The sequence below is a fragment of the Segatella copri genome (assembly GCF_009494395.1).
Taxonomy (GTDB): domain Bacteria; phylum Bacteroidota; class Bacteroidia; order Bacteroidales; family Bacteroidaceae; genus Prevotella.
This window is the reverse complement of sequence record NZ_VZCB01000018.1, coordinates 53,270-80,091: the sequence shown is the minus strand read 5'-3', so window position 1 is coordinate 80,091 and position 26,822 is coordinate 53,270. Positions and strand designations below refer to the sequence as shown.

At 42.0% G+C, this 26,822-nt stretch carries 24 protein-coding genes; 8 read left to right on the top strand and 16 right to left on the bottom strand.

The window, feature by feature from the left end:
- Positions 1–612: 612 nt before the first annotated feature.
- Together F7D73_RS02335 and F7D73_RS02330 are read right to left on the bottom strand one after the other, a co-directional pair.
- Positions 613–828, bottom strand: a complete 216-nt coding sequence (locus F7D73_RS02335) for a hypothetical protein (protein WP_022120289.1) — start codon at positions 826–828, stop codon at positions 613–615.
- Positions 829–859: 31 nt separating this feature from the next.
- The gene (locus tag F7D73_RS02330) at positions 860–1,075 is read right to left on the bottom strand and encodes a DUF3791 domain-containing protein (protein WP_153122105.1); all 216 of its coding nucleotides are present in this window, start codon (positions 1,073–1,075) and stop codon (positions 860–862) included.
- Positions 1,076–1,235: 160 nt separating this feature from the next.
- Here F7D73_RS02330 and F7D73_RS02325 point away from each other — a divergent pair, with 160 nt between their 5' ends.
- The gene (locus tag F7D73_RS02325) at positions 1,236–2,138 is read left to right on the top strand and encodes a hypothetical protein (protein ID WP_153122103.1); all 903 of its coding nucleotides are present in this window, start codon (positions 1,236–1,238) and stop codon (positions 2,136–2,138) included.
- 250 nt (positions 2,139–2,388) lie between these two features.
- On the opposite strand, the gene F7D73_RS02320 is transcribed toward F7D73_RS02325, so the two are convergent.
- From F7D73_RS02320 to F7D73_RS16010, 3 genes are read right to left on the bottom strand one after another with little or no spacing between them, the layout of a single operon-like run.
- Positions 2,389–3,234, bottom strand: a complete 846-nt coding sequence (locus F7D73_RS02320; RefSeq protein ID WP_153122102.1) for an ADP-ribosylglycohydrolase family protein — start codon at positions 3,232–3,234, stop codon at positions 2,389–2,391.
- 2 nt (positions 3,235–3,236) lie between these two features.
- Positions 3,237–4,400 carry a hypothetical protein gene (locus tag F7D73_RS16135; RefSeq protein WP_228117606.1) on the bottom strand — a complete coding sequence of 388 codons (1,164 nt, stop codon included), beginning with the start codon at positions 4,398–4,400 and terminating at the stop codon, positions 3,237–3,239.
- 49 nt (positions 4,401–4,449) lie between these two features.
- Complete coding sequence (locus F7D73_RS16010) at positions 4,450–4,848, bottom strand: A1S_2505 family phage non-structural protein (RefSeq protein ID WP_118312470.1); 399 nt, start codon at positions 4,846–4,848, stop codon at positions 4,450–4,452.
- Positions 4,849–5,854: 1,006 nt separating this feature from the next.
- On the opposite strand from F7D73_RS16010, the gene F7D73_RS02305 reads away from it, so the two are divergent.
- Genes F7D73_RS02305 through F7D73_RS02295 form a run of 3 tightly spaced genes read left to right on the top strand, consistent with a single transcriptional unit; the run spans position 5,855 to position 7,377 of the window.
- Positions 5,855–6,394, top strand: coding sequence for an RNA polymerase sigma factor (locus F7D73_RS02305; protein ID WP_153122100.1), 540 nt, complete (start codon positions 5,855–5,857; stop codon positions 6,392–6,394).
- Positions 6,395–6,441: 47 nt separating this feature from the next.
- Positions 6,442–6,831 (top strand): hypothetical protein, encoded by a 390-nt coding sequence (locus F7D73_RS02300; RefSeq protein WP_153090080.1) that lies wholly within the window; start codon positions 6,442–6,444, stop codon positions 6,829–6,831.
- A 54-nt stretch (positions 6,832–6,885) separates the two neighbouring features.
- Positions 6,886–7,377, top strand: a complete 492-nt coding sequence (locus tag F7D73_RS02295; RefSeq protein ID WP_194256821.1) for a hypothetical protein — start codon at positions 6,886–6,888, stop codon at positions 7,375–7,377.
- 177 nt (positions 7,378–7,554) lie between these two features.
- Here F7D73_RS02295 and F7D73_RS02290 read toward each other — a convergent pair whose 3' ends face one another.
- From F7D73_RS02290 to F7D73_RS02280, 3 genes are all read right to left on the bottom strand, one after another.
- Positions 7,555–8,682, bottom strand: a complete 1,128-nt coding sequence (locus F7D73_RS02290) for a DUF3810 domain-containing protein (RefSeq protein ID WP_153122099.1) — start codon at positions 8,680–8,682, stop codon at positions 7,555–7,557.
- Between the two features lie 461 nt (positions 8,683–9,143).
- Positions 9,144–9,842, bottom strand: a complete 699-nt coding sequence (locus tag F7D73_RS02285) for a M15 family metallopeptidase (RefSeq protein WP_153122098.1) — start codon at positions 9,840–9,842, stop codon at positions 9,144–9,146.
- Between the two features lie 19 nt (positions 9,843–9,861).
- Positions 9,862–10,365 carry an Lrp/AsnC family transcriptional regulator gene (locus tag F7D73_RS02280; RefSeq protein WP_153122097.1) on the bottom strand — a complete coding sequence of 168 codons (504 nt, stop codon included), beginning with the start codon at positions 10,363–10,365 and terminating at the stop codon, positions 9,862–9,864.
- Between the two features lie 249 nt (positions 10,366–10,614).
- On the opposite strand from F7D73_RS02280, the gene F7D73_RS02275 reads away from it, so the two are divergent.
- Positions 10,615–11,775 carry a 5-methyltetrahydropteroyltriglutamate--homocysteine S-methyltransferase gene (locus F7D73_RS02275; RefSeq protein ID WP_153122096.1) on the top strand — a complete coding sequence of 387 codons (1,161 nt, stop codon included), beginning with the start codon at positions 10,615–10,617 and terminating at the stop codon, positions 11,773–11,775.
- Here the strand turns inward: F7D73_RS02275 and F7D73_RS02270 are convergent.
- The gene (locus F7D73_RS02270) at positions 11,714–13,363 is read right to left on the bottom strand and encodes a PepSY-associated TM helix domain-containing protein (RefSeq protein WP_194256820.1); all 1,650 of its coding nucleotides are present in this window, start codon (positions 13,361–13,363) and stop codon (positions 11,714–11,716) included. The genes F7D73_RS02275 and F7D73_RS02270 overlap by 62 nt on opposite strands.
- A 239-nt stretch (positions 13,364–13,602) precedes the next feature.
- Between F7D73_RS02270 and greA the strand changes: the two genes are divergently transcribed.
- Positions 13,603–14,067 carry a transcription elongation factor GreA gene (gene greA, locus F7D73_RS02265; protein WP_089544955.1) on the top strand — a complete coding sequence of 155 codons (465 nt, stop codon included), beginning with the start codon at positions 13,603–13,605 and terminating at the stop codon, positions 14,065–14,067.
- Between the two features lie 319 nt (positions 14,068–14,386).
- Here the strand turns inward: greA and F7D73_RS02260 are convergent, their stop codons facing one another.
- From F7D73_RS02260 to F7D73_RS02245, 4 genes are all read right to left on the bottom strand, one after another.
- Positions 14,387–16,330 (bottom strand): MutS-related protein, encoded by a 1,944-nt coding sequence (locus F7D73_RS02260; RefSeq protein WP_153122094.1) that lies wholly within the window; start codon positions 16,328–16,330, stop codon positions 14,387–14,389.
- A 12-nt stretch (positions 16,331–16,342) separates the two neighbouring features.
- Entirely contained in the window at positions 16,343–16,885 is a 543-nt protein-coding gene (locus F7D73_RS02255) for a nitroreductase family protein (protein ID WP_153122093.1), read from the bottom strand.
- Between the two features lie 21 nt (positions 16,886–16,906).
- A complete protein-coding gene (locus tag F7D73_RS02250; RefSeq protein WP_153122092.1) occupies positions 16,907–18,121 on the bottom strand; it encodes an ATP-binding protein in 1,215 nt (404 codons plus the stop codon).
- A 248-nt stretch (positions 18,122–18,369) separates the two neighbouring features.
- Complete coding sequence (locus F7D73_RS02245) at positions 18,370–19,050, bottom strand: hypothetical protein (RefSeq protein WP_153122091.1); 681 nt, start codon at positions 19,048–19,050, stop codon at positions 18,370–18,372.
- Between the two features lie 271 nt (positions 19,051–19,321).
- Here F7D73_RS02245 and F7D73_RS02240 point away from each other — a divergent pair, with 271 nt between their 5' ends.
- Both F7D73_RS02240 and F7D73_RS02235 read left to right on the top strand, forming a co-directional pair.
- Positions 19,322–19,954: a nitroreductase family protein gene (locus F7D73_RS02240; RefSeq protein ID WP_153122090.1), complete on the top strand. Its 633-nt coding sequence runs from the start codon at positions 19,322–19,324 to the stop codon at positions 19,952–19,954.
- Positions 19,955–20,221: 267 nt separating this feature from the next.
- Complete coding sequence (locus tag F7D73_RS02235; protein ID WP_153122089.1) at positions 20,222–21,787, top strand: ATP-binding protein; 1,566 nt, start codon at positions 20,222–20,224, stop codon at positions 21,785–21,787.
- Positions 21,788–22,030: 243 nt separating this feature from the next.
- Here F7D73_RS02235 and F7D73_RS02230 read toward each other — a convergent pair whose 3' ends face one another.
- From F7D73_RS02230 to F7D73_RS16130, 3 genes are all read right to left on the bottom strand, one after another.
- On the bottom strand, positions 22,031–24,703 hold the full coding sequence (locus F7D73_RS02230; RefSeq protein WP_153122088.1) for a DNA/RNA helicase domain-containing protein: 2,673 nt from the start codon (positions 24,701–24,703) through the stop codon (positions 22,031–22,033).
- Between the two features lie 113 nt (positions 24,704–24,816).
- Positions 24,817–25,659 (bottom strand): DUF6261 family protein, encoded by an 843-nt coding sequence (locus tag F7D73_RS02225; protein WP_194256819.1) that lies wholly within the window; start codon positions 25,657–25,659, stop codon positions 24,817–24,819.
- Between the two features lie 592 nt (positions 25,660–26,251).
- Complete coding sequence (locus F7D73_RS16130; RefSeq protein ID WP_228117607.1) at positions 26,252–26,629, bottom strand: hypothetical protein; 378 nt, start codon at positions 26,627–26,629, stop codon at positions 26,252–26,254.
- Positions 26,630–26,822 lie beyond the last annotated feature (193 nt).

Sequence of the window (26,822 nt, the reverse complement as noted above, 5' to 3'; positions counted from 1 at the left end):
GCAAAGGTACGAACAAAAGAGAAGACTACAATGGTATAAACGCGGAGCCGCTTACGATACTTCTTGCAATTTTATGATACTTCGATGATACTTTTCTGTAAAATATTTCGAAAGTCTCATTTTTGTATGTCGCAATGTATCAGATGTTTAGAACGTTATTTTCTCTAAATAATGATACTTTGATACTTTTCTCACAAAAAACTTTTATGTGCAGGAAATAAATGTGGAGAAAATGCAGAAGCTGAGTGCTATTGTGACCACGATTTCTGATAAGCAGTATCAAAGCGATTAACTGCCTGGAGAAGGTTGTAGATAGGGTTGATTTAGCAGAATGAGTCGGTTCTACTGGATGACGGAGTCGGCTCGATGGAATAAAGGAGTCGACTCTATAGGTTGATGCAAGCGTCTTCGTGAGTTGAAAGACATTACTCCTTGGGTTCCAGAAGATACCTTCTCAGCAGTTGTCACTAGGCTCAGCAGGTCTGCCGAGCCTAGTCGGCAGGTCTGCTGACTGCAGTCAGCAGCTTTGCTGAGTCTAGTGGCAACTCTTTATTCTTACCGATATTTCTCTCATATCTTTCGGCAGAATACGCTGTAGTGTGAATTAGGAATCTATGCAATTTTATTTTTCCACTCTTCTTTTACTAAATTCGCCAAATATCCATCGCTTCTGCAATGCATATCAGCAATGCCTTCATTCATCATCTGATAAATAGAAGAAGTATAAAAGAAATCTAGAGCATCTTCCAACGTAATGCCTGTTTGCTCTGCAAAGATAGGTACTATGCGAGCATATTTCATTTGAAGTATTGTCTTGTTTGCTTCCATGAAAGTCCCTCCTTATATTATTTCATCTGACTTATTTCAATGCTCCTCGTTTCTTTAACAAGTTAATCAAATCGTCCATGATGTATTCCTTGCCGAAAGTATGGAGCACATCATAGCAGGGTATCATATAGCCATTTAAGATATCTGTTGACCGTAACATCTTATATACCTTATTGGCACTCATGTTCAATCGGTCGGCTAAGTTGCCAACGCAATAGGTTACGAAATCCAATTGATATTCTTGCATTTGCATAATTTTCTTTATTAATGTGGGGCAAAGTTAAGACTATTTTTCGAAAAAAACAAATTATTTCTCTTTCCTTCTATACAAAATGAGAAAAATAAGCAGAAAAATAGGATTATTCTAAAACTTTTTGTATTTTTGCAGAAAAAATGGAGGTAGAGATATGAAGGTTTACCAAGATTCAAAGGGAAATATTAATGGATACTCTTGGAATATTTCAAACAAGTTTATTCAAACTGTTGTAATGGGTGGTTGCCTATTAAGATTAATGCTATTCCCTTTTGTGGGATTATATTTGATTTTCCATCCAAATGAAGGTGGAAAATATGCATTTTCTAGAAAATGGTATAATAAAATATTATGGACTTATTCTGTAATATTGCCTTTATCTGTAATATATTATGGTATAAGATATGATGATATAACAAAGGCTGAATTGTTGCTTTTACTTGGTGTACATATTATAATGCTCTTGGGTGCTTTTGGCGCTTTTATAGATGATGTCTTTTTGAACAATAACACAGTAAAAGCAAATAGTGCAAGCAAAAGTTATCACTATAATAAAAATAATGTAGATATGGTTGCTGAAATATCAAAAGTATTGGATTGTACGTTGCAATTCAAAGGGTTTAAAACCATTCGTGAATTAAAAGAGAGTTGTTCAGAAGTCCCTTCTTCTAATGGTGTGTACCTAGTGTTGAGGAGGAATAACCAACAACCGATATTTAGTATTTCTAGTTTAGGAGGTTATGTGAAAGTTCCAAATGATTCTCCTTGTTATTCACTATCTTATTTACAAGAACAATATGTTAACGGAACCTGTATTTTGTATATAGGAAAATCAACGAATATGAGAAGTCGTTTGCGTTCATACATGAGGTTTGGTCAAGGAAAGCGAGCTTCGCATGGAGGAGGAAGAGCGATTTGGCAAATGACAGATGTTGATGATTTTGTGATTTGCTGGGCAGAGACTTTGGAAAATTCAAGGATGGTTGAGCGGCGAATGATTCAAGCGTTTAAATTGAGCCATGAGGGAAAACGGCCATTTGCTAATATGAGTGATTAGCTGAATTCCTTAATAAGAGATTTTAGAAAATGAAAGCATAGGTACAAGTACATTGAGCACTTATACCTATGTCTTTATTTATAATGTTGAGGGCTTTATTTATTGCGTTGGCTCTGAGCATGAATCTTTTCAATCTGCTCCAATTTTTGTTCTCTGGTATATGAATGGTTTAGCATTTCCTTAACCTCCTTAAGAGCATTTAATGTGTTTTGGCGATGAAAGTCGGTAAGAAAATTTCGCTTGCGAACAACTATTTCTTGTATTTTTTATCTATTTTCTTTATTTCATTGTTGGCTTTAAATTGTTGGTATATTCTTGTCATGTCCTTAGAGAGATAGTTCATAGCCTTCTCTTTTATTTCTTGCGGAATACCGAAGCGGGCTTCGGCTATGGAGCCAACGATGGCTCCGATGGTATCGCTATCGCCGCCATGAGATATGGCAAGGCGGATGGCATCCTCGAAGGATGAGGCTTGCGAGAGGAGATAGAAGGATAATGGTACGGCATCCATGCAGGTTTCATCGAACTTGCCTTTCGGATACTCTCGTGTATCGAAATCCTCATAATAGCTGCGTGCAATATTCTTGAAGGCTTTCATTGCTTCATCATCATATTCTTTAGATTTCTCATCCTTACACTCCTTATAATCCTCTGAAAAATTACTCTTGCGGAAATGCCAGATGGCATGAGCCACGGCTTTGGCTCCCTTGATTCCTTCGGGATGGTTATGAGTAGGAAGAGCCGTTTTCTCTGCCTCTTCCAAAACCTGCGACAGGTCATCGAATAGCCAAGCCACCGGTGATACTCGCATTGCCGAACCATTGCCAAAACTATTATATGGCTGTGGATCAAGAGAACGAATCCACCCCGCGAATCTTCCGCCATACGCTCCTTTTGGAGAAGGATAACGGCGGCACCAATCCAGCAGGCTTTCCTGATAGCTTCGTCCGTTCTGTATCGCATCAGCTACCGCTACCGTACAGATGGTATCATCGGTGAAGTCGCATCCCTCGCCGAACATCTCGAAATCATAATCAAACGTATTGTTGAACTCATATTTTGAGCCAGCAATATCTCCTATCATTGCTCCTAACATAATCACTTCTTCTTCTTTTGCGTTTTGTTATAATATTCTTTGCCTAACTGCCATAAGTATTTATCAATTTCTTTCAGAGTGAACTTTGATAATTTATAATATGCCATAAATTGCTTGATAACAGATATGAACTTAGGATAATCCTTTAAATCTTTGTTTTTAAAATCACAGAAATGATCTCTATTTTTGAAAAAAATCAAAACCTTTTCTACATAATTATCATATATGGCATATTTTGATGGTTGATGATGACTGCAGTATTTTGTAGCAAACGAATAGAATGTTCGTTCAACTTGATCCCTTCCGACTTTGACATGTGCGATTTCTTCAACCAAGGACAAATCGCCTTTAGCTAATCTGTAGTCTAAATCCTTGATGAAAAGGATGTGCAGTGCTACTGAATAAATGTCGTAAATGTTGGTACTGTAGAAATCATTCAATGTTGAGCACTTGAGTAAAATTTCATACTGATCAATATTCTTATTGCATAAAACTAAGAAAAGTTTATCTAAAGCTCTTTCTTGTTCGACATAGTTAGCTAAACGATCCCATCTGTAGAGATATTTCTCAACTTCATTTACTGATGGTTTATATTCGTTTGGGATATTATGGGATTGCTTGTTGTTTTCCAATTCTGCCTTATATAATTTGATATCTTTGAAATCATCATGATAAAGAATCTCGTATTCGTTGGAATCGTCTTGAGCGATGATAAGTTTGCTATCAAACTCAGGGACAATGCCGTTGTTCTTTTTGATGGCAAAATCTAGCCAATCTTCAAAAGTACAGTCGAGGTCTTCTGTGGGACCACCATTCCAAGTGAGGTGTTCCATAGCGTACCAAGCCTCTTCTTGTCCTAGCAATTTGCTAATTTCATATACATCGTCTCGTAGCCAGAAATATCGACCTCTATGCATAACAATTTGACAATAATGGTCAAAGGATTCTATTACCCAGAATCCTTTTCGTAGAGAAAATTCCCAATCCCATTCAGGGAGGATAAAACTCATTTCTTCTTTATTCAATCCCCACTCTTCTTCATCTGCTTTTATATCTAGTGCTTTTTTAAACATCTTAACTGTCTGTAAGATGAATTTCCAAGCAGCGTTGCGATCTTCTGTATTGCGAAAATCAGTTCTTATAATATGTGAAACATCGACTCCCATAGTTGTTTTGTTTATTGTGGATATTTTACCCGTATAGTTACGGGCTTACTTACTCTATCACCTCCCAGAAACTCTCCGGCAAGCTGATGTTCTTCATCTTCTTTGCGCTCTTGAACAATGGGGCGATGTCTTCGGCTTCGAAACCGGCGATGCCGCAACCTATTGGGGTTACCAGGAAATGAAGATCGGGATGCTGATGGGCAAAGATAATGAATTCCTCCACGTATGGACGGATGGTTTCCACGCCGCCCTGCATTGTAGGGATGGCGTAACTCTGTCCTTGCAAGCCAACGCCCTTGCCCATGACGGCACCGAAGTGTAATCGGGCAATGCGGGCAGCACCACCACCATGCATGCCAGCCAGATTGCTGCCAAATACAAATATCTCGTTCTCCTTTAATGAATCAATCCAGCGAGGAGTGATTCTTCCCTTCTTCATATCTTCCATATTATTCTTATTATTAAATATGTTATTGCCATTATCTGCCGATTCCTCGCAGCACTTGCATTCGGACATCATTCTCGGCATCGACATCTTCGGAGCACTTGAAACTGATGTATCTTCTTCGCTGAACGACAGGTAGCTTCCGTATTCCGATGCGTCGAAGTATCTCTTGAAATAAGGAATCACCACATCGTGCATCATCTTCTGGCAACGCTGGGTGACGGCTGAATGGGATATGCCCAACTGGGCGGCTACGTCCTTGCCCCTGAATCCCTCTATATAGAGCATCTTCAGGATGATGCTGTTCTTGCTGTCTCTGCCATAATAGAAATTGCCGATGTCTTCTATCGTCTGATAAAGATCATGCTCAAACTGGTTGTCGGTCACGTCAAACTGCATCTTGCGGCTTTCCTGCCGTGCTTCGAAACTCTCGAAGCGATGCTCCTTTACCACTTCCTTCAGTTTATCCAGCAGCAGGAATCGGAAACCATTCACCATCCAGGTTTTGAGCGACATGCTCGGCTTCCGGTCTTCCAGCGGTTTGAAGTCGTGTTCGCAGAGATAGAGATAGTATTCGTGAGCCAGCGAGAAGAAGTCCATGCCCGGCTTGTTCTGCAGGTCATATCGCTTATCGTAGATGCAATAAGCCACCCGGCAGTATCCGTAGTAATACTCCCTTACGATTCTGGCATCGGCATCCTTGAAGCCCTGCAGAATCTCATCATCCGATAAACTTTCTAATGCCTTCTTCTTTGAAAAATCAGTGTCTGAAAAATTCTTTTCTTTCTTCATATCGATATATCTTTTTGATATCCGCAATTCGATTGCAAATATATACTTTTTCTTTGAGAAACCAGAGGAATAGCTCCTTTTTTTCTCTTCTCTATGATATTAAAAGAGAAAAGAGAAGGAAAAATTAAGCTGGTATCGAAAAAAAATGTATCCCGCCTTTTTACTTTTCCCATTTAGAATGGTCATATAATCGTAACGTTCATGAAAATAAACGAATATGAGTATAAATGACAATGGCATTATGGAACTGCTGAAGGAAAATCCACAGAACGGATTTCGGATGCTGATGGCGAAATATCAGGAAAGCGTATATTGGCATATTCGCCGACTGGTGGTTTCGCACGATGATGCACAGGATGCTTCGCAAGAAACCTTCGTGAGAATCTATCGCTCGTTCGGCAACTATCGGGGCGATTGCTCTTTAAGAAGCTGGATTTATCGCATAGCCACAAATGAGGCTCTTAGGATTATCAGCAAACGGAGACAGGAAGTTGTTTCCATAGAATCGGAAACCACAGGTGTCAACCTGATTCAAGGTGATGATTATATCGACTTTGATGATAAGGTGGCGGTGAAACTGCAGAAGGCTATTCTTTTGCTTCCGCCCAAGCAGCAGTTGGCATTCAACCTTCGATATTACGATGAACTCGGGTTCGATGAGATTGCCAAGATTGCGGATTCTACACCAACCAGTATCAAGGCAAGTTATCATGTTGCCAAAGAGAAAATTATCAAGTACATGAATTCGAACGATTAAGTGAGAGTTCTGTGAGTTTTTAATGGTTATTCAAAATGGAAAAGAATATGGATACAAATTTTGATTTCAATAAAACCGGGAAATTCAACTTCGACCAGGTGGGTAAGCGGATGCCTTACTCAACGCCAGAAGGATTCTTCAAGGAGATGGAAGCCAATATCCTAGAACAGGTGAAGGATAACAAACCGAAACCTGTCGGGATACAGCCGAAGAAGCGACCTCTGATGAAGGTGATATGGGCGGCTGCAATGGCAGTGGCAGCATCGGTGGCAGTACTCCTGATACTCCACATCGATTTCGCTGCGCCTCATTCTTCTCTGCCATCTCAGGCAGATAATGAGATGCAAGCGGTAGATCAGGCTTTCGCTCAGTTATCTTCTGCTGATCAGGCTTATTTGCTCAGTGTTTATCAGGAGGATGTCTTTCTTGATGAATAAACGGATTCAAGAATATAATTAATAGATTCTATAATATATAAATTAAGGTGAATTATGAAAAAGATTTTAGGTATTTTGATGATGGTTGTCGCAATGATGACCGTTTCTACAAGTGTATGTGCACAGGCGCCTAATCAGAAGCAGCGCCTCTCTCGTGAACAGCTGGCTGAAAAGCAGGCACAATATATTGCTCACGATTTGGGTCTTGATGACAAGACCAGTTCTAAATTTATCGACACCTATACCCAGTTCCAGAAAGAGGTTTGGGCATTAGGACCTCGTCCTCATCACAAGAAGGGGGAAATGAAATCCGATGCTCAGACAGAGCAGGAGATTAAGCAGCGCTTCGAGATGAGCGAGAAGATTCTCAACATCCGTCAGAAATACTACAAGAAGTATTCTCAGTTCCTGACTCAGCAGCAGATTCAGCGTGTTTATGAGATAGAACGTCAGATGATGAAGCGATTTGCTCAGAAGAAACCTCGCAAGGGTATGGGAAAGGATGGTAAGCCTATGCCTGGAAAAAAGCTAGGTCAACAAGGATAGAGAAGAAATAATGTGTTTTTTCAGAAACGTCTTTAGAAACGCAAAGCAAATTTAAGATTTTACTTTCTATTCAGGTATATGCGAATGACGGTTGGTTCAAAAATGTTGACCAACCGTCTTTTGTATTATCTCAGTTTCTTGCTTTTGTATTATCTCAGTTTCTTGAATTTTTGTATTTCAGAATCGTTTCTTGCTTTTGTATTTCAGAATCGTTTCTTTCTTTTCATTCCAAGCCAGTATCAAGCCGATAACGCCCGAATAGCTCTTTCTACCTTCCGCCACATGATTGCCTTTGAGGTAGAGGTCGAAGATGAAATCCTGAGCGGAATCCAACGCCTTGCATCGCTTGCTGATCCAATAGCAGCGGTCGTTTTTTGCCAGTTGTATAATCTCCGGTCGGATGTGCTTTAGGAATTTCTCGCCCTCCTTTTTACCAAGAATATTGAATACATTATTTAATACATGGAAGAAAATGTGGTAGTATCCACTGAATCTAACCGCTTTATCTTCTGATGCGGTGCATACGATATAACTGTAGAAATTCGCCTCTCCTTCGTTTGCCACTCCCAGGAAATGGGCAAATTCGTGAGCGTATGTGGCAGGATAGTCATGAGAGCGAATATCTCCGTTCAGCGTAAATTCGCAGAAGAAAGGACCCATGCTTCCGGTGACGCCTGCCATAGAACTGAGTGGGGTGAATACCATCGTCTTCACATGTGGGTTCTGGTTAAAAGGTGGGTTGATACCTTCCTGATATCCTATTTTATTATATTCTGTCAGTATCGCATCTTTCACCCGATTCTTCAAATCATCATCCACAATACTATTGATTTTTTCACTCTTCACTCTTCGTTCTTCACTTAACCGGTTGAGCGTATCAGCATATTGGTAGGCAAATGCCTTGAATTTGGCTTCGCTTACTTCTACGGGCTTCATACCTATTCTATTATAGATGTTCGGCTGAGAATAGTTCAATCCCCAAGCCATGTAAAACCATACGTATACCCAAAGCAGATACTCTATCACTCTTCCGAAAACACCCTTTTTCTTTCTCCATCCTATCTCGTATATCGGATAGAGAATAACCCATGCGATACTGAGAGCGATGAAAATATCGCCTACAGCAAAAGGAATGATTCCGGAAACGGGAGAGAGCAGCTTTCCGATAACCGGATAGATGCGAGTGGTATAGAGGAATCCCCAAAGAGAAATCATCTTGGTAAGGGTGACGAGGAGGAACAATGCTAAAAGTAACCAATGTCGCCACTTGATTTTATGAATCCGTAAGACATGCAATATCTTCATGACGCTTCTTTTTAAAGATGTAAAATATGGTATGATGGAGCGAGAGTTTTGTACTTTTTGCTCCCACTGTGCAAAATTACAAAAGTTTTCTGAAATATTGACATGACCTATTTGTTTTTTTACTATTTTTGCCAATGAAAACAATAATGGGTTTATAAATAAGAAGATAGGAGGTACTATTATGAAACAAACACGTGAAGCCTTTGAGGCAAAAAACCTTGAGTACGAAAACCTCTATAATGAGGAAGATGAACGTAGAGATTATAATTCAATTTGGTATAACTAAATAATTCTCTATATTAGGTTAGAAAAGATTGAATTGTATTTCATTATAAAAATAAAAAAGATAATGAAGGGTAATTAAAGGCTATGCCAATAGTTGTTATTTAGGGGATACAACGTGGGCATAGCCTTTTTTATGTCTTCTTTAATGTCTTTTCTCAAAATCTTATCGGGAATTCTTATTTCTCGAAGTGCTGGTAATCCTTGCTGTGTTTCCAGTCGCCTCCCCATCTAAATCCTTTCGCCTTGAAGAGGCGGTAGCAGAGGTCGCCCTTCTTAATCATATAAACATGATGCTTGCTGCGGTCGAGGTAGGGGCGGCCAGTGGCAGGCTCCACCACATCCTTGCCGTTTTTCAGTCGTTTGTGGTAAGGGTTATAGAGTGTGTTGATATCAATGGCTAGTCCTTTGCCATGCTTCGATACGGTATGGGTATGCGAGATGAAACGGAAGTTGAAACTGGAGGAGTTGTTGGCTCTCATCGCTCTTTCGTCGTCTGCATCCCAATAGTCGATGAGTCTCATCCGCTCTATCGGATATTGAGCCTCGTAGAGTCTTTTGAGAATAGCGAGCACATCTGTCGCTATCGCCTTGTTTACCACCATTTCGCCCACTATCTTCCTGCCGTCCTTATCCACGTGGAGGCATCGCAGGTATCGCAATTCGCTTCTTGCCACGGTGCAGTTCTGCTTATATGTCTTTCCTTTCATCAAGTGGAAAATGTCATCAGGGATAGGGGAAATGGAGAAGAAATGCTTCTCTCCCCGTTGTCTGATGGTTTGTTCGCTGACGATATCTCCTGGCTTCTGCGCCTTGGATGGAAGGCTGAAAAGCAGGGGGATGGCAAGGCATAGGATGATGATCTTTTTCCAAAACATAATTCTTTCTCCTTCAAATTTATCTTTTCAATTCTATCTCTTCTTTTTTCTTATTTACAGGGATATAATGCGAATCCTTGATTTCGCCAATCACGATGATGCTGTGGAGGCTTCCGATGCAGTCGATGTTTCCCAGGGTGTTGAGCATGAAATCCTGATAATCCTTCATATCGTGGGCATACACCTTGATTTGGAAGTCGTAATCACCAGTGGTATTGTAGCACTCCGTTATCTGGTCGATGGTTTGCACGGTATCCATGAATTGCTGAATCAAGTCGTGGGTGTGCTGCTTCAATCGGATATTGCAGAGCACAATCACGTTGTGTCCCATCTTGTGATGATCCACTATCGCTCCATATCGCTGGATGTATCCCTCACGCTCCAGTCGCTTCTGCCGTTCGAAGGTGGGAGAAGGGGAGAGGTGTACTCTTGCGGCAAGTTCCTTCACGGTGAGTCGGGAGTTCTGCTGCAACAACTTGAGTATCTTGATGTCGATTTCGTCGAGATTTTCTTCTGTAGCCATTGTTCCTTTATTACTGATTTTATTCATTTTTGCAGAATAATATTCTGCGATTTTGCTAAATACGCTGCAAAGATAGCATATTTTTCTGAATTACGAAGAATATTTGGCAGATAAAATTCTTCTTCTTACCTTTGCACTCGCAATTCCGGATGCAAAGAGCCATTCATCATCAGATAATGGCAAATCAAGAGTCATTCATCATGGCAAATTAAGAGTCATTCACCATTTAAAAATATAGGAGATAAAATAATGAGTAACGTAAGAAATATACATTTTGAGGCAGTGGGCAGCTATTTGCGCCCTGCAGAGTTGAAGGAAGCAAGAGCCAAGTTTGCTGATGGCAAGATTTCTGCCACCGACCTTCGCAGCATCGAAGACCGCCTGATTACTGAGGTCATCATGCAGCAGAAGGCGCATCGCCTGCCTTATATCACCGATGGCGAGTTCCGCCGCAGCTATTGGCATCTCGACTTTATGTGGGGATTCAATGGTGTGGAACATATCGAACTGGAGCATGGCTACCAGTTTCATGGCGAGGAGACAACCAAGGGTTCTATCCAACTGACCGGCAAGATTACCGGCGAGAATCATCCTTTTATCAAGGATTTCCTGTTTGTGAAGCAGTTTGAGGAGTTGGATGCCAAGGGCGAATATATCTTCGAGGCAAAGCAGACGGTTCCGGCTCCTGCACAGTTTCTTGCCGAACTGTTTCGTGGCAAGAATGCCGAGAACACCCGCAAGTTCTATCCTAACACCACCCAGCTGATTGAGGATATTGCCCAGGCTTATCGCACCTTCTTCCAGGAGATTTATGCAGCCGGTTGCCGCACCATCCAGCTGGATGATTGCACCTGGGGAATGATTGTGGATAGCGATTACTGGAAGGCCAAGGTGGGCACAGGGTTCACCCTAGAGCAGGAAGCCCTGCAATATCTGAAGGTGAACAACCTTGCCATCGAGGGCAAACCGGAGGGGTTGACCATCAACACCCACGTATGCCGTGGCAATTATCATTCCTGCTATGCCACCAAGGGTGCCTACGATGCCGTAGCTCCTTATCTTTTCGCTCATGAAGATGTAGATACCTTCTATCTGGAGTATGATGATGAGCGTTCGGGCGGTTTCGAGCCATTGAAATATGTGGCAGATGGCAAGAAGGTGGTTCTGGGTTTGGTAACCTCCAAATCTCCAGTGTTGGAGGATAAGGCTACGGTTATCGCCAGAATCCACGAAGCTGCCAAGTATATTTCTCTCAATCGCTTAAGTCTCAGTCCTCAATGCGGTTTTGCCTCTTGCGAGATTGGCAATAAACTGACCGATGCTGAGCAATGGGCAAAGATTGATTTGGTTAGAGAGATTTCTGAGGAAGTTTGGGGCTCTTCTTCTTCTTCTTTCGCCGATGCAGAATAATATAGCCGGAAAGCAAAACCAGCGTTATCAGCAAACCGGAGATGAATACGAAGAGGTCGGAAAGAGGACCTAAAAGCGGAGAATAGCATCTGCCCACGTGAAGTTCTAAAGCCACATTCCAAAGCGACATGGGGGTGGCAGAAAGCAACTCGGGGGTAGATGCTGTTTCACCTAAGCTCGCCCCTTTGCTATAATCGAAAACCACCTCTTTTCCATCAAAGAAATCCCGAGAATAACCGCTAACCAGATGGTTTGAAATCGGAATCATCGACTTTTCGATATTCTGTTTCCCCGTGAAATAATCCACAATCAGATTCTTTTCCGGATACCATCGAAACATGCCGCTGAAAGAACCAACCAGCCAACCACCCTTGCCGTCGCTCTCGAAAACGGTAACTCCCATCGGACTTACCTTTGGTGCCTTCTCCTTATTTAATAAGGTAGGTTGATGCAGGAAATGCTCATCCACTCTCAGGAATCCTTCAGAGGTAGAAACAAGCCAATTGCCCTCTGCTGCATCCCATCGGATGGCGCGAAGCTTATCGTGCCAGACATTCCCATCCTTCACCTTTTCTGTGGTTTTGTTCATTGCCAGAGGTATCATCAATGGTGGACGGAGACACATACCTGTTATCGCTAGCCAAAGTGTAAGGATGATAGTCGTGTATCCTAATTTATTATGCCATTTTGCATTGAAAACCATCTGCTTGCCAAGCTTCTGCATCTTTTCTCTTGCCTGCAAGCGCTTCTGTCGGCGAATACGGTAAGGCAGAATGAAAAGGATGATGCCCGTTATAGAGAGGATGATGAGCACGATGGCGATGGCATCCACCACCAATCTTCCGGTTAACCCGAAGAAAGCACCGCTATGCAGATTCCATACGGTTTTGAAGAGGGTAACTTTTGGGATAAATCCTTCTGGTTGACCGATGATTTTGCGGGTAACATTCGTCTTTTCGCTGATAGCATCCGTCTTTTCGTTGGCAGCATCCGTCTTTTCGTTGACTGCATCCGTCTTCTTACCGGATATTTCATAAACAGCAGAGCGGGTCATGGCGATGAGGCTCGTGCTGTCTTTGGTTAATGCTATATCAGCGATTCGCTCATGATTGTCGGGTAATGGAAATCTTCTCCATTCCTTTCCGTTGAAGCGATAAACATCCATCGTGGCTGCACACCAGATTTCTCCGTTTTTCGTCTGTACCATATTTCGGATATTCCTGCCATCCACGTTCTTGGGTAATCCCTTGTTAAAGTTTTTCCAGCTTTTCATCTTTGCATCCGTAAGCCAGATGCCACCGTAGCCATAAGCCAAAACGGAATCATCAGATGCCTTGATTCCACCAGCTGATGCTAAATCTGCATGCCCATCAATCCTGATGGAACCCTTGATAACGCCGTTATTGAAGTTCTGGATATGATAAGCCGGAGGCAAAATGCTCCTGCTTACATCGCAATCGGCAAAGAGCTGGCGATGGTTCAGGATGATGCCCGATACGCAGAATACCAGCATGAAGACGGATAGTATAAGTCCGAACCATCGGTGGTATTTCTTCCAAGTAAAATGTTTGTTCTTTTTATCTCTCATTATCTTTTCTTTTAATGTTTTATAATTGGGTTGCAAAGTTAGTGGTATTTTCCGACCTCTGCAATACCTAAAAATAATGATTTGAAAAGCCTTTGCCATTGGCAAAAACGAAGGATTCTCAACTTTTTCACTAAAAAAGTTTGGTGATTTCATGTTTTACTAGTAACTTTGCACCCCGAAATTAAAAATCATCATTCTTAAGAACAATAAGATAATAGATAATTAAGAAAATAGGAAAAATGGAATATATGTCTCAAGAAGGCTACGATGAGCTCGTGGCCGAACTTCAACACATGGTTAACGTAGAGTTGCCAGCCGTTCGCGATGCGATAGCTGAGGCTCGCGACAAGGGCGACCTCAGTGAGAATTTCGAGTATCATGCTGCCAAGCGTGAGCAGGGCAAACTGTTGAGCCGCATCAGTTTCAAGCAGAAGGTTTTGGAGAATGCCCGTGTCATCGACAAGTCTCGATTGAAGAGTGATACCGTTGGCTTGTTGAGCAAGATTAAGATTACCAATCTCGCCAACAAGTGCAGCATGAGTTATGTTATCGTAAATCCTCACGAGGCTGATTTGCATAGTGGAAAAATCTCTATCAAGTCGCCTATTGCCAAGGCCCTTCTGGGTAAGAAGGCTGGTGATGAGGTAATGGTAAAGGTACCAGCCGGCTTGCTGAAATTCCGCCTGGATAGCGTTGAGCTGTAACATGTAATTTATGTATGGGGGATTACAAATCCCCCGGTTTTAATAGGTCGAACCTTTTTTACGGCGGATTTCAAATCCGCCGGGACGCCTAACGGGCATGGACGCCTATCGGGATTGCGAACTTGATTTCAAATCCGCCGGGACGCCTATCGGGAAGGATGTCTGCCGAAATTCTTGTCCGTTAGGCGTTCCGCCGGATTTGAAATCCGGCGTTAAAAAATGTCCTAACCTATTGAAGCTCTGCGGATTTGTAATCCGCAGCAATCAAGAATGTTCTTTATGTATGCAGAAATACTAATAGGGTAATACTCTTGCCCTATTAATATTTCTCCAGAATCTTATTCAGTAAGAAGGTGGCATTCTGGTTTCTTGCCACACCCTTCTGTATCTTATAAGTATAGGTAACATCTGTGCCCAAATCTATCTCGAAACAATAGTTGTGGAATTTTCCTGATGCATCATTCTCCATCTTGGAAAGTTCCAAATCGTGGGTAGCAATGATGCCGCTCACCGGCTGTTTGGCAATGGCTTCGAGGAACTTTCTCGAACCATTCAGCTTATCCAATGAATTCGTTCCTTTCAGAATCTCATCCAGAATAATCAGCGTTCGGAGTGATTCCTTATTGCCCGCTATACTTTCTTTGCAGAACTTTCCCTCTGCACTTTCCTTGCAGAACTTCAGAAGCTCCTCCAATCTAATCAATTCTGCATTGAAATAAGAGATGCCATGCGTCAAATCATCGGTGGTTCTCATACTCGAGAACAATCTGAAACGGGAAATCTTCAGCTGATCCGCAAACACCGGCATACCCGCCATCGCCAGGATATAGTTCACGCCCAGCGAACGCAGGAAGGTACTCTTTCCCGCCATATTGGCTCCGGTGATGATATAATAGTTGTCGTCCTTGATGGTGAAATCGTTCTTCACCGCCTTGGCACCCAGGAAAGGATGATAGAGATTCTTACCCTCGAACACGATTTCCGGACTTCCGATTCTTGCATTTTCAGAAACATTGCTATCTGTATCTGCTTCCGGACTTCCCGAAACAAATTCCGCCTCTTCCGCCTCCGGATGATTATATCTGAAATTCGCCATCGAAACCATCGCATCCATCTCGCTGATGATATGCATCCATTCCTCCATCTTCATCATATAGGTATTCTTCCATTTCAGGAAACTGCGAACCAGGAAGAAATCGCTCAGCATGAAGGCATCGGTGAAGAAAAGACCCAGGAAGTTGCCTCTTCTGTCATACCCCTTCAATATCTTTTCCAGTTGGGCAAAGGAAGGCAGGGCATCTGCCAGGGAATTCTGCATCTCCTTGCCTAATTCGCTATGGAAATTGCGCCTGTTGATAAGCTGGAGTATCTGGGCATAGGCGATGAGCTGATGGCGAAGCTTGCCGCCATTGCTGTCTATCTTATCAAGTGTCTGCTTGCAGACGAAGAACACCACCATGTATTGAACCAACACCCACCACAGGGCAAAATCCACCGAAACCATATCGCATATCGATAAAATCACGGAACCGATGACTCCGATAATCATCATCCATCCGATAACGAGAGAAACCGGAGATCCAAACCATGCCGGCACCTCCATCTTCGAAACCTTCTGCATCGCATCCACCACCGCAGCAGAATCAATCTTCTTCATCTTGCCATGCACCATTTTGCCATCCGCATTTTGGCTTCTGTTCTTTTCGCCAAGTGCCAGGAATTCCATTCGCCAGTTTTCGCCTTCTCCCGCCAATTCCTTCTGCAAATCCCTTCTTCTTTTGATATCCTCCATATTCAGAGGCGTTTCCCGGGTAAGATTCCTGGCGAGTGCCTCCGAACCGCCCGATGTGATGGTTCGGCAGATGCGGTTGAACAGCGAACTCTTGCCGAAGACATCGAGGTCGAAGGAATAAGGATGCTGCGGATTCTGATAGGAATCGCCCGTTTCGAAAGGTGAGAAATCGCCCTCCCAAGCCTTGATTTCGTCCTGATAAACCTTGAGCAAAGCCGAAAGATGCTCTATCTTCTCCTTATTTTTGTCGTCAAGTCGTCTGATACCCAGATAGGCAATCAGGCACAACACCGCCCCCAACAGATAGTTCTGCGTATCCCCATCCAATGCGAAATAGCAGATCAGGAAGGCGAGGATGCCGCCGAAAGCCAGTAGCTCGCCCGTTATAAATCCCGTATTCTTACGCTTCAGGGCAGCCACCTCAGAAGCATATCGGCTTACATATTGTTGATAATTCTCCTTGATATTCATACTTTTTCTTTATTATGAATTTTTCTCCATCCATTTATTATAGGATACATTCTCCTCTTTCCACTTATCCTTTGCTGCCACCTGATTCTTCGGATATCCGATGATGAGGGTGTTGAGCGGAATCATCGTCTTGGGCAGATGCAGCAGTTGCTGCATTCCCTCGTATCGTTCTTTCAGAGGATAGAGGGCTGTCCATACTCCGCCAAGTCCCAACCCGTGAGCCATCAGCAGGATGTTCTCCGTGGCTGCCGAGCAGTCTTGAATCCAGAACTCCTGCTCGATGCCTTCCAGCGTCTTGTCCAGGCATCCGCAAACCACAATGGCGAGTGGTGCCTGCTTCACCATGCTGGCATAAGGACTGAACTGTGGTATCTGGTCGAGAATCTCTCTGTCGTTGATAACCACAAAATGCCAAGGCTGCTTGTTGCATGCCGATGGAGCCGCCATGCCGGCACGCAGCATCCTCTCCACCTTCTCCGGCTCTACAGGCATGTCTGTATAGCTTCTCACCGATGTACGGCTCATAATATTTTCAAAAATCTGATTCTTTTCCATTATTGCTTTTCTATGTGAGTCTTATTTTTTAGGTGAATCATAGCATTCCATAAGCCAGTCGAGCACATATTCTTGCTTGATTCCATCATGAAACTGGACGGGGTCGTTGTCCAGAGTGAGCAGATATTTTGGAAAATTGTCGGAGATGGACTTCAGGGATGCCAATTCTCTCTGCATCGTGGTCTCATCCCTTACGCTGAGCGATACCTGATAGTATGCCTTGTGTTCACCAATGATTACCACGAAGTCTATCTCTGCATCACCGGCTTTGCCTACATAGATTTCTCCGCCTCGTCGTGCTAGTTCCAGATACACGATGTTCTCCAGTACGTGCCCCAAGTCGCCACCTTTGGTGCCATTGATGACTTGGCGCAGACCTACGTCGGCAAGATAAAGGTTCTGTCCAGTCTTCAATAGCTGCTTACCCTTGGCATCATATCTCTGCACTGGGTAGAAGATATAGCTGTCGGTGAGGGCAGAGACGTAGTTTTCTATCGTATGAGATGTAGTCTTTCTGCCCAGCGAGGTCATGGTATCGCTGATGCGCTTGATTACGGATATGTTGCCTATATTGTCAGCAAGGAATCTTACCACACTTTGCAACATCATCACATCGGTTATCTTCTTGCGGCTCACCACGTCTTTCAGTACGATGGTGTTGTAGAGACCTGACAGGTATTCACGCACCATCTCTCGGTCTTGGCTGATTTGGGGAATGTATGGGAAGGAACCCAGTTCGATGTATTGGCGATAGGCGAGCTCTCGGGAAGTATGGGCAGGCTGCGTCTGCATGAATTCTCGGAAGGAGAAAGGGTAGAGCTTGATTTCGATGTATCTTCCGGTGAGCAGGGTGGCTATTTCGCCAGAGAGCAGGTAGGCATTGCTGCCAGTAACGTAAATGTCTACGTTGTCTAGCAGAAACAGGCTGTCTATCACTTTTTGGAAATTTTCCACCATCTGTATCTCGTCAAAGAAGAGATAGTTCATCTTGTCTGGGCACAGGTTCTGCTTTACGTGCGCGTACAAAATTTTATAGTCGAGGAACGGTTCGTTGTCGAGATCCTCGAAGTTGAGGTCCTGTACTTGTTCTTCGGATACTCCGTCCGAGAGAAGTTTCTCCCTAAACATCCTCAGCAGCGATGACTTGCCACAGCGTCGTATGCCTGTTACTACCTTGATGGCCTTCTTGTCTCTCCATTTCTCCAGGAGATTCATGTATTCTTTGCGCTCTATCATATTCTCTTTATGTTCTATTTATTCACTTTGCTATTCATTTTGCATTCTATCTTGATTGTTAAAAATGAAATGCGCTGCAAATATACGAAACTTTTTCGAGAAATTTGCAGTGCATTGCAAATTTCTCGTGTTTCTGAGTGAAATTTGCAGTGTATTGCAAATTTCTTTCTGTAGAACTGATAACACTTTCTGTAAAACTGATAACCTTTCTGTAATCTGTATATCCGAGAATTTGTATTTATTTAGTTTTATTGCCCGATACATCCTATAGTTTTTATTGCCCGAAACATCCTATAGTATGCGTATATATAAGCCGATGTCGTTGTTATCATACTGATGAGATTCATGCAGGTGAAGGCTGCCTGCTGGGTGTTACCTGCCAGATAAAACACTGCCGCAGGGAGGAGATTCGAGCATAGCAGCCATGCGATGAAAACCAGGACAAGGGCTATGCCCAGTTTGCGCATGTTGCCCCTGTGCTTGCTGCACAGATGACAGCCGGCTACCAGGGAGGCGATGACGGAAATCAGGCCCGTCGTGCTTTCTGTCCAGGTGAGTATGGAAGCCATTTGGGTAATCTGTCCGTTCTGCATCATTGTTACGAGATGAAGATTGAAGCATTGGCCCAGGATGAATGAGAGCACATAGTAAAGTACCATCAACTCGCTGCAGCGTCGTAGCAATTTTACGCCTGCCGGTAGCGTGTAGCGGAATATTCCCCATAAAGCTATAGGGGCGAGCTGCAAGACCAGTTGCTTGATGGTAACCAGGATGGGACTTATTGGAATCAGGATGGGACTTGTTCTGAAGGATAAGCCCGCTTGTCTGCAAACAGAAAATGCCAGCGAAAACAATGCGAAAATGCAATATGCATACATGGCATATTGTGCAATGCGATTTATATTTATAGAATAACTTTTTCTTTCCATAATTCTACGTTTGATGATTTTATAAACAGCTTATCTTGCATAAAGCCATTGCAAAAATACGAAGTTTTTGGGAAATTCTAGCAAAATAGGTGGAAAATGTTTGGCTATTATGATATATACTTGTTAAAAGGATGGCGGAGAGACCGATAAAAACTCTTAAAAATCATAATGTATCTTCTTGAATATCAGTATTTGTTGCTATCTTTGCACGGTATATACTAATAACGCTACATTGGTAAATACTAATTATCAATATAAGTTTAATAATAATATGAAGAAGATTTTCTTAGGATTGGCAGCAGCACTGATGTTGACTGCCTGCAATGAGAACAGACAGCCGGAGGCAATGACCAGCGTTGACTCTGCAAGTGTGGTAACCGATTTGATGATGAGTCGCAGAAGCATCCGTGCTTACAAGGATTCCGCTATCAGCCGCGATACCCTGAACGAGATTCTGAAATGCGGCATTCATGCGCCAAACGGGCAGAATCTGCAGTCGTACGAAATCAGAGTGATAGATTCTCCTGCCATCATCGATTCGATAACCCAGGCCGTGGTAAAGGATAATCCTAAGATAGCCGAGCGCAAGGGCTTCAAGAACATCTTCGTGAATGCTCCATGCGTGGTTTGCATCGCCTACGATACTACTTATGATATGGCGCAGATTGATTGCGGTTTGCTTGGCGAGAACATCATTCTTGCAGCATGGTCAAGGGGCATCGGTTCCTGCTGCCTGGGCAGTTCTGCCCGTTGGATACTGGATTCGCCGTCAGCCAAGCCTTATCTCGACCGTATGGCATTCTCCAAGAATTACAAACTGCTCTACTGCATCGCCCTGGGTTATCCTGACGAATCGCCCGAGGCAAAGCCAAGACGCCAGGACATGATCAAGTTCATGGATTAAGACAAATGAAGGTTGATGTCCTGTTTCAGGACATCAACGTTTGAAGATAGATATGCATCTTTTTGAAACATGTAGGCAAAATATGAAACATCTTCTTCAAGTTCTTTTTTGTTTTGGAAAAAATGAGATAAATATCTTCCCGAGAGCTATTATTGAAAATGATAACCCAATATTTCTTCTTTTTTAATAGAGTTTCCAAAAAAACTTCGTATCTTTGCAGTGGCTTTATGCAAGATAAGCAGTTGTAATATCATCAAGCGTAGAATTATGGCAAGAAAAAGATATCCTATAGGAATACAAACCTTCGATAAGATTCGCACGGAAGACCGGCTCTATATCGACAAGACAGAATATGTTTACCGCATGACACATTCTGACAGCAACTATATATTTCTGGGACGACCACGCCGTTTCGGAAAGTCTTTGCTTGTATCTACTTTACAGAGTTATTTCGAAGGAAAGAAAGAACTCTTTAAGGGACTTGCCATTGAAAAGCTGGAGCAGGATTGGACAGAATATCCTGTGCTCCATTTCAGTATGGCTATGGGCAAACACATGGAGAAGGAGCAACTGGAAAGATACCTGCTCTATATCATCGGCTTGAATGAAAAGAAGTTTGGTATAGAAAATGATGCTGTTGATCCGAATGTGAGATTGGCAAACCTGATTATGAATGTGTACAGACGAACGGGAAAGAAGGTGGTCGTGCTCATCGATGAATACGATGCTCCTCTTCTTGATGTAGCACACGAGGATGACAATCTCAAGGATCTTCGCAATATCATGCGTAATTTCTATAGTCCATTGAAGGATTGCGACCCATATCTCCGCTTTGTCTTCCTCACCGGTATCACCAAGTTTTCGCAACTCAGCATCTTCAGCGAACTGAATAATATTACCAATATTTCGATGAACAGGGAATATTCGGGAATATGTGGAATCACCAAGGAGGAGCTGCTCACCCAGATGTCGGACGACATTGATGAATTGGCAAAATCGCTAGGCTCCACAAGAGAAACTGCCATCGAAGAACTGAAAATGAACTACGATGGTTATCATTTCTCTGCCCAATCGTCAGATATATTCAATCCGTTCAGTCTGCTCAACTGCTTTGCCAATCAGGATTTCGGTTCATACTGGTTCGCTTCCGGCACTCCAACCTACTTGATTAACATGATGCGGAAGTTTCATGTCTTGCCGGCAACTCTTGGAAAGATGTATGCCAAATCATCAGCCTTTGATGCCCCGACAGAGAACATGACGGCCATAACCCCTTTGCTATACCAAAGTGGCTATCTTACCATCAAAGATTATGACAAGACCAGCAAGCTCTATACTCTTGATTTGCCGAACAAGGAAATCAAAGTAGGATTGTTCGAGAGTCTTCTTCCTAACTATCTGGAAGGAATGTTTGCCCAGAATGGAGATGTCACCATCGCTCAGATGTCTGTGCTTATCCGTCAGGATGATATGGACGGAGCATTACAGCTGCTCCAGACCTTTCTGGGAACTGTGCCATATTGCAATGTCACCAACCATGAAGGTCATTACCAGCAGATGCTGTTTATCATCTTCTCGCTTTTGACTGGCTATGTGGTAGATGTAGAAGTGCACACTCCCAATGGAAGGGTAGATATCGTGCTGTTGACCGACATCCGTCTCTATATCATAGAGCTGAAGCTGAACAGGGATGCCCAGACGGCTTTGCAGCAAATCAACCTCAAGAACTATTCCCAGCGCTTTGCGCTTTGCGGGAAACCTATAGTAAAAGTAGGTATCAACTTTGATTCTACTCTGGGAAATATTGAGGATTGGATAATTGAAGAGGAATGATAGGGTTAGTTAGCCTCTTGTACAAAGAGGCTAGCTAACTATAGTCTTGTTACTGAATATAATCAATGTCAATATAGATATTCCTGGCTCGGGGAGAATATCCGTGGATGTATAACCTCTCCTGAACCGAAATGCTGCTTGTTTGTGGATTTTGAGAATCTTTATCAGAAACAGTGCTCCTTGTGAGACGAGATGATGCCACAGTCCGTGAGGGATTGCTCACAAAAGATGTCTTGGAGCCTTTTAGTATGGTAGGTTGTCTATGTTTACTTTTGTTTCAATTTCTTTATTTTGTACAGAATACTCACCCTCTAATACTTCTATGTTAGGGAGATGCTTTGCAATTTTGAGTATCCGTTTTGAAAAAGCAGAAAAAGGATTTTGCAACTTTATATATAAAGTATCCATAGCTCTCGTTATAGCCATAAAAATCCATAAAGCGGCATACTGTGCTTTATATTTGTTTCTACTTTCTTCATCTTTAAACAATCCCATAGCTTCCGAAGCGTATTCTTCTGCGAAATTGCTAACGTATTTATCCTGATAGAATTTATCCAAGTCAATACACATAGCATTCCAAGCTTCCAAACCACGACAAGATTCATACAATAGGCATCTTGTATTGTTGAATCCCACCTTATTTAGTAATCCTTGTTTTTCTTTGACCGTACAATCAATGATTGTTAGGTAGCCTGGAAGTTGTGTCTCTAAAGAACGTATAGAACTCGGTTCCTTAAATAGGATAGTATCATTTTTATCAATAAAGACATCCTTACTATCTGTTTTCTTATTGTATTTCATAAAATCACCTCCAGGAAAAAGAAACATCATATTTTCATAGTTACTACATCCATAGTCTTTGCCTCGTAGATAAAGCGTTTCTATTATATCTGCAGGTATTTCTCCTTTAGGAACATCACGGACATCAATTATAACATGACCTTGATTCTTTATAGAATCCGAAGCCTTTAATGATGTGCTAAGATTAAATTCTTTTGCAAATTCGTTTATGAAACTAACTATATTTGCTTTTTGCCTATGCACATAAGTCAAAGGTATTTTTTGGAAATCAAGTTGCTTACCAAATTGTACTGTCCAATTTGTTTCATGGGAAGTTCTTATCAATTGATCTTTTCCACCTGTAGCTACCACAAAATTATCAGAGCCATGCATTTCTAAGAGCAGGGCTTTTTCGTATGGGGTACAATCTTGTGCCTCATCTACCAGTATCAAGTCCGACCAATTTACTTTTCTTAAAATCTTCTTTATTTGCTCTTGAAATACTGTTCCAGCAGTTTCTTTTCCTTCGGCAATTTTTGCTTCCACAATATCTTGAATAGCGCGAGATTCTTCTTCAAAGAAATTGCCGATGTCATCGTCACTTATAAGATTATTCTCTTCAATGAACTTAGTTCTTGCGAAGTTCAAAAAGGTGTCGTATATTTTTTCGTATTTATTTTTAAACTCTTGTGTATTTCGTATTTCATACTCTGAATATACAGTGCGCATTCCATATTTCTCAATAAATTCATCTTTATTGTGAAACATAAAGTATAGTTCTTCCAAAATCTGATTATACCCATTGAGAAATTCATTATTTGCATAGAATTTATCAAACAGTTCTCTCTTGTCGGCTTCGTAGACCTTGGCATTTTCTTCCAAATTATCAAACTCAACCGTTTTGCTGAGTCTGTTGAGATAACGGCAAAATTCCTCGCATTCTTTTTGGTCTTCAATGCGAATTTGTCCATTCTTAACAAAATGGTTGAAGATGAACATGGCATCAATATTTTTATCCGTATTAATGGACTTATGGAAATATTCCATTAATACGACCATAATGCTTACTCTCAAATGACATTTTGAGAAAAGTCGATGAATTTGTGCTGCATCCATATGAAGAACACGGACGGGCGAATGTCTGTATATGTCTTGAAAAAACTTGTGTAAAGTAGAAATTGATGCATTGCAAGGCGTGAAATCTCCCATGCCTTTGATGGTTTGCTTAATGTCCATCACAAGCATATTATTATAGGTAAGAAATCTGCAACGATGGTTTCTTCTTTCTTCATCCTTTTGAACTTTATTGTACATTAGTTTCATTAAAACTAAGGATTTGCCTGTTCCTGCTTTTCCTGTAACAATACATAATTTATTTCCTGCTGTGTTTATTGCAGTATTGACCCCTATACTAGTTTTTGCTTTGGAAATTTCTTCTATTTTCTTTTTGGTCAAAATCCCTTGATTCGTCTTGGCATTGCTAATATTTATAAAATCGCAGATAAAGTTTTCCCAAGTGGTCACTTTTGATTTTGTAACGAGGCAATTTGTATTTTTCATATCATTGCCCCATGTTTCTTTTATAGCTTGACATACAATATTGTAAACCGATACAGAAATATTGAATATCAAGTTCCCGATGCTCCCTTTTTTACTACAAGAGGAAGATTTTATGGCATGAAAAATTGCTATATCAAAGTGTTTCACGTCTTTAAAAAAACTCGTTTCACTCTGATTCTCTCCATTTTTAACACTGTTATTATAGACGAAGTCTCTTAATGCCTTCTTTTCTTCGGCAATAGCTTTTCTGTAATCCCAGAATCCGTTGGAATTATAAATGTATTCTTCATCAAAATCCAAGATGGAGTTGTCTTCATAACTGCGTACTGCTATGGCTAAGTTGTGAAGATAAGTATGGGTATCTTGTGTCCTAAAAAAGTTGCCATTTTCATTAGGGATATCAATGAAGATGACATATTTGTAATTGCCAACAATGTTTATTGGTGACTTAAAGTTAAAAATAACATGTACATTTACTTTATTGGTATATCGAAAAACATAGTCAAATGCCTTTTTTACAGCATTTACATTTTCCCGATCTTCATTTGTTGTATTTAAATCAATAAATGTAACCATAGATGAATGTCTTTATAATGTGTACTTAGATTATAGAATTCTATTTTTATCAGATAGATGTGATTCATTCAATGCTGCTCCCCGCAAAAAGAGAGCAGCATTGAATTATAAAATTACAACCCAACGTCGCCGCCGTCTCCTTCAGAAGAAGATGAGCCTCCGCCGGTCGTTGAGCCTCCGCCGGTTGATGAAGAGTCTGAGCCGCTACCGCCCGGCTTGGCGCCTCCGTCTGTTGAGCCGCCCGAAGTGGAAGGGGAGGTAGACTTCTGGTTGAGCACCTCACGCTTGTAGTGAGTGATTTCCGTATTTACGTAGTCGATGAACGAGGTGTAGTCCTTCTCGCCAAAGACCAGGGCGAGGGCATTCACCATCTTCACCAATGCACGGTAAGCATCGTCGCTGGCTGTGCGGGCGGTCTTCAATGCTCCTACGGTTATGCCCATCTTCTCGTTGGTGCGCTGCAGGGTGAGGGTTCTTACTCGCTCGTTGGCTTCCTTCAGGTTGGTTACGAATGGCGTCAAGCCCAGCGTGATGACTTGTGCTGAAAACTTGCCTTCTAGGTCTGTGATGAAGTTGACCAGAAGACCTGTCTCCTTGTCGAGTTGCCCGGCGGTGTTGATCTTGTAGTCCTTGATGTGCTGTGATAGGACCTTTGCAGCCTGAGCCATGTCGGTAACCGGCATGGCGAGGAAGCCTTCAACGGCTTTCTTGTAGCCAGCGTATAGAGCATCACGGTCGTTGTCAGCCTTGGCTATATCATCAGTCAAGAGACTTTTCTGTGAAATTTTCAAGGCTTCGTCTTCTGCTGTAACTGCAGCCTTGAAATTACTGACTAGTTCCGAAGCCTTTTCCTTGACGGCAGAGTCTGCTTCGGCACGTGCAAGAATGTTACTTACAAACGTGAAATGCGCACCGTTATTCATGCGCTGGATGTTGATGTCTGAAATCTCTTTCATGATGTTAAAGATTTTAATTTGACAATTCGTTATGTGCGTTGTCGGATTCCTCCGATTGCAATGGCTAAAATATAAAAATTATCGAGAAAACCGCCACCTTATTACGAAAATTTTATCATATTGTGAGAAAAAGATAGTTTTTTCCTATAAAAAATGATTTTGATGCTAGTTTTTGGGATGTTTTGAAACAAAAAGTTGCTATAAACTGGAATCAGCAGGCATCTTTACATTTTGCGGGCATGGAATCAGGAATCAAAACATCCAACGGCAATTGAAAGTAGCCTTTGACTGCAATCAAAGGTCCCAACGACACATGAATGTAGGTATTGATTGCAGTCAATGGCTTCAATGAGGTTAAAAGTATCTGTTGATTACGATCAGCAGCCTCAACGACTCTAAAAGTGGCTGTTGATTGCAATCAAGACTTTCTGTTAACATCAAAAATAGAAATGTTTTCTAATCAATGCCCTCCATAACCCAACAAAAAAGCATGGCGCAAATCACTGCGCCATGCCCCAATAAAAGAAAACCTTATAGTCAAAATAGAAATTAGCGATTTCTAGTACTTCGCATTCTGAGGATCAAAGTTGGGTCAACCGCTCATCCTGTTGTTGCTGCCATCGAAGGCTCCGATGTAGGTTACGGTGTCGAAACCTGTCCAACCGGCGAAACTTGCGGCATCGAGCAATGGGCTTCCTACGATAGGAGTATAGCCATCTGCACCAAAGGCATCCATACCAGCAAAATATACATTCTGAAGCTTGAACTTGCCATCCTTGGCATTCTTCACGATGGTAAGGTTATCAATCTGCGAACTTGGGATGATATCGAAGGAGAATGCACTGGAATCAGCCTCAGAGCTAGGCACAGCTCCTCCGTTCATCCACACATTGTTATAACGCTGCGACAATGGTGTTACGGGCAGAAATCTGTTGCCTTTTTCGGGAATTTGAATCTTGAAAAATGGCATTAATACGTTGGTTTTGAGTGAAATGTATCTTTTTGCTATGCAAAACGGCAATTATTGTGATTTTTGTTTGGCTGTTAACGGATTTTATATTACCTTTGCATCTGAATACATATTTTATGTAAAACTTGTAATGGATAACGTAGCAATATATAAAATAGGTATATTCAAGATAAAGAGAGGAAAAGAGACGAGT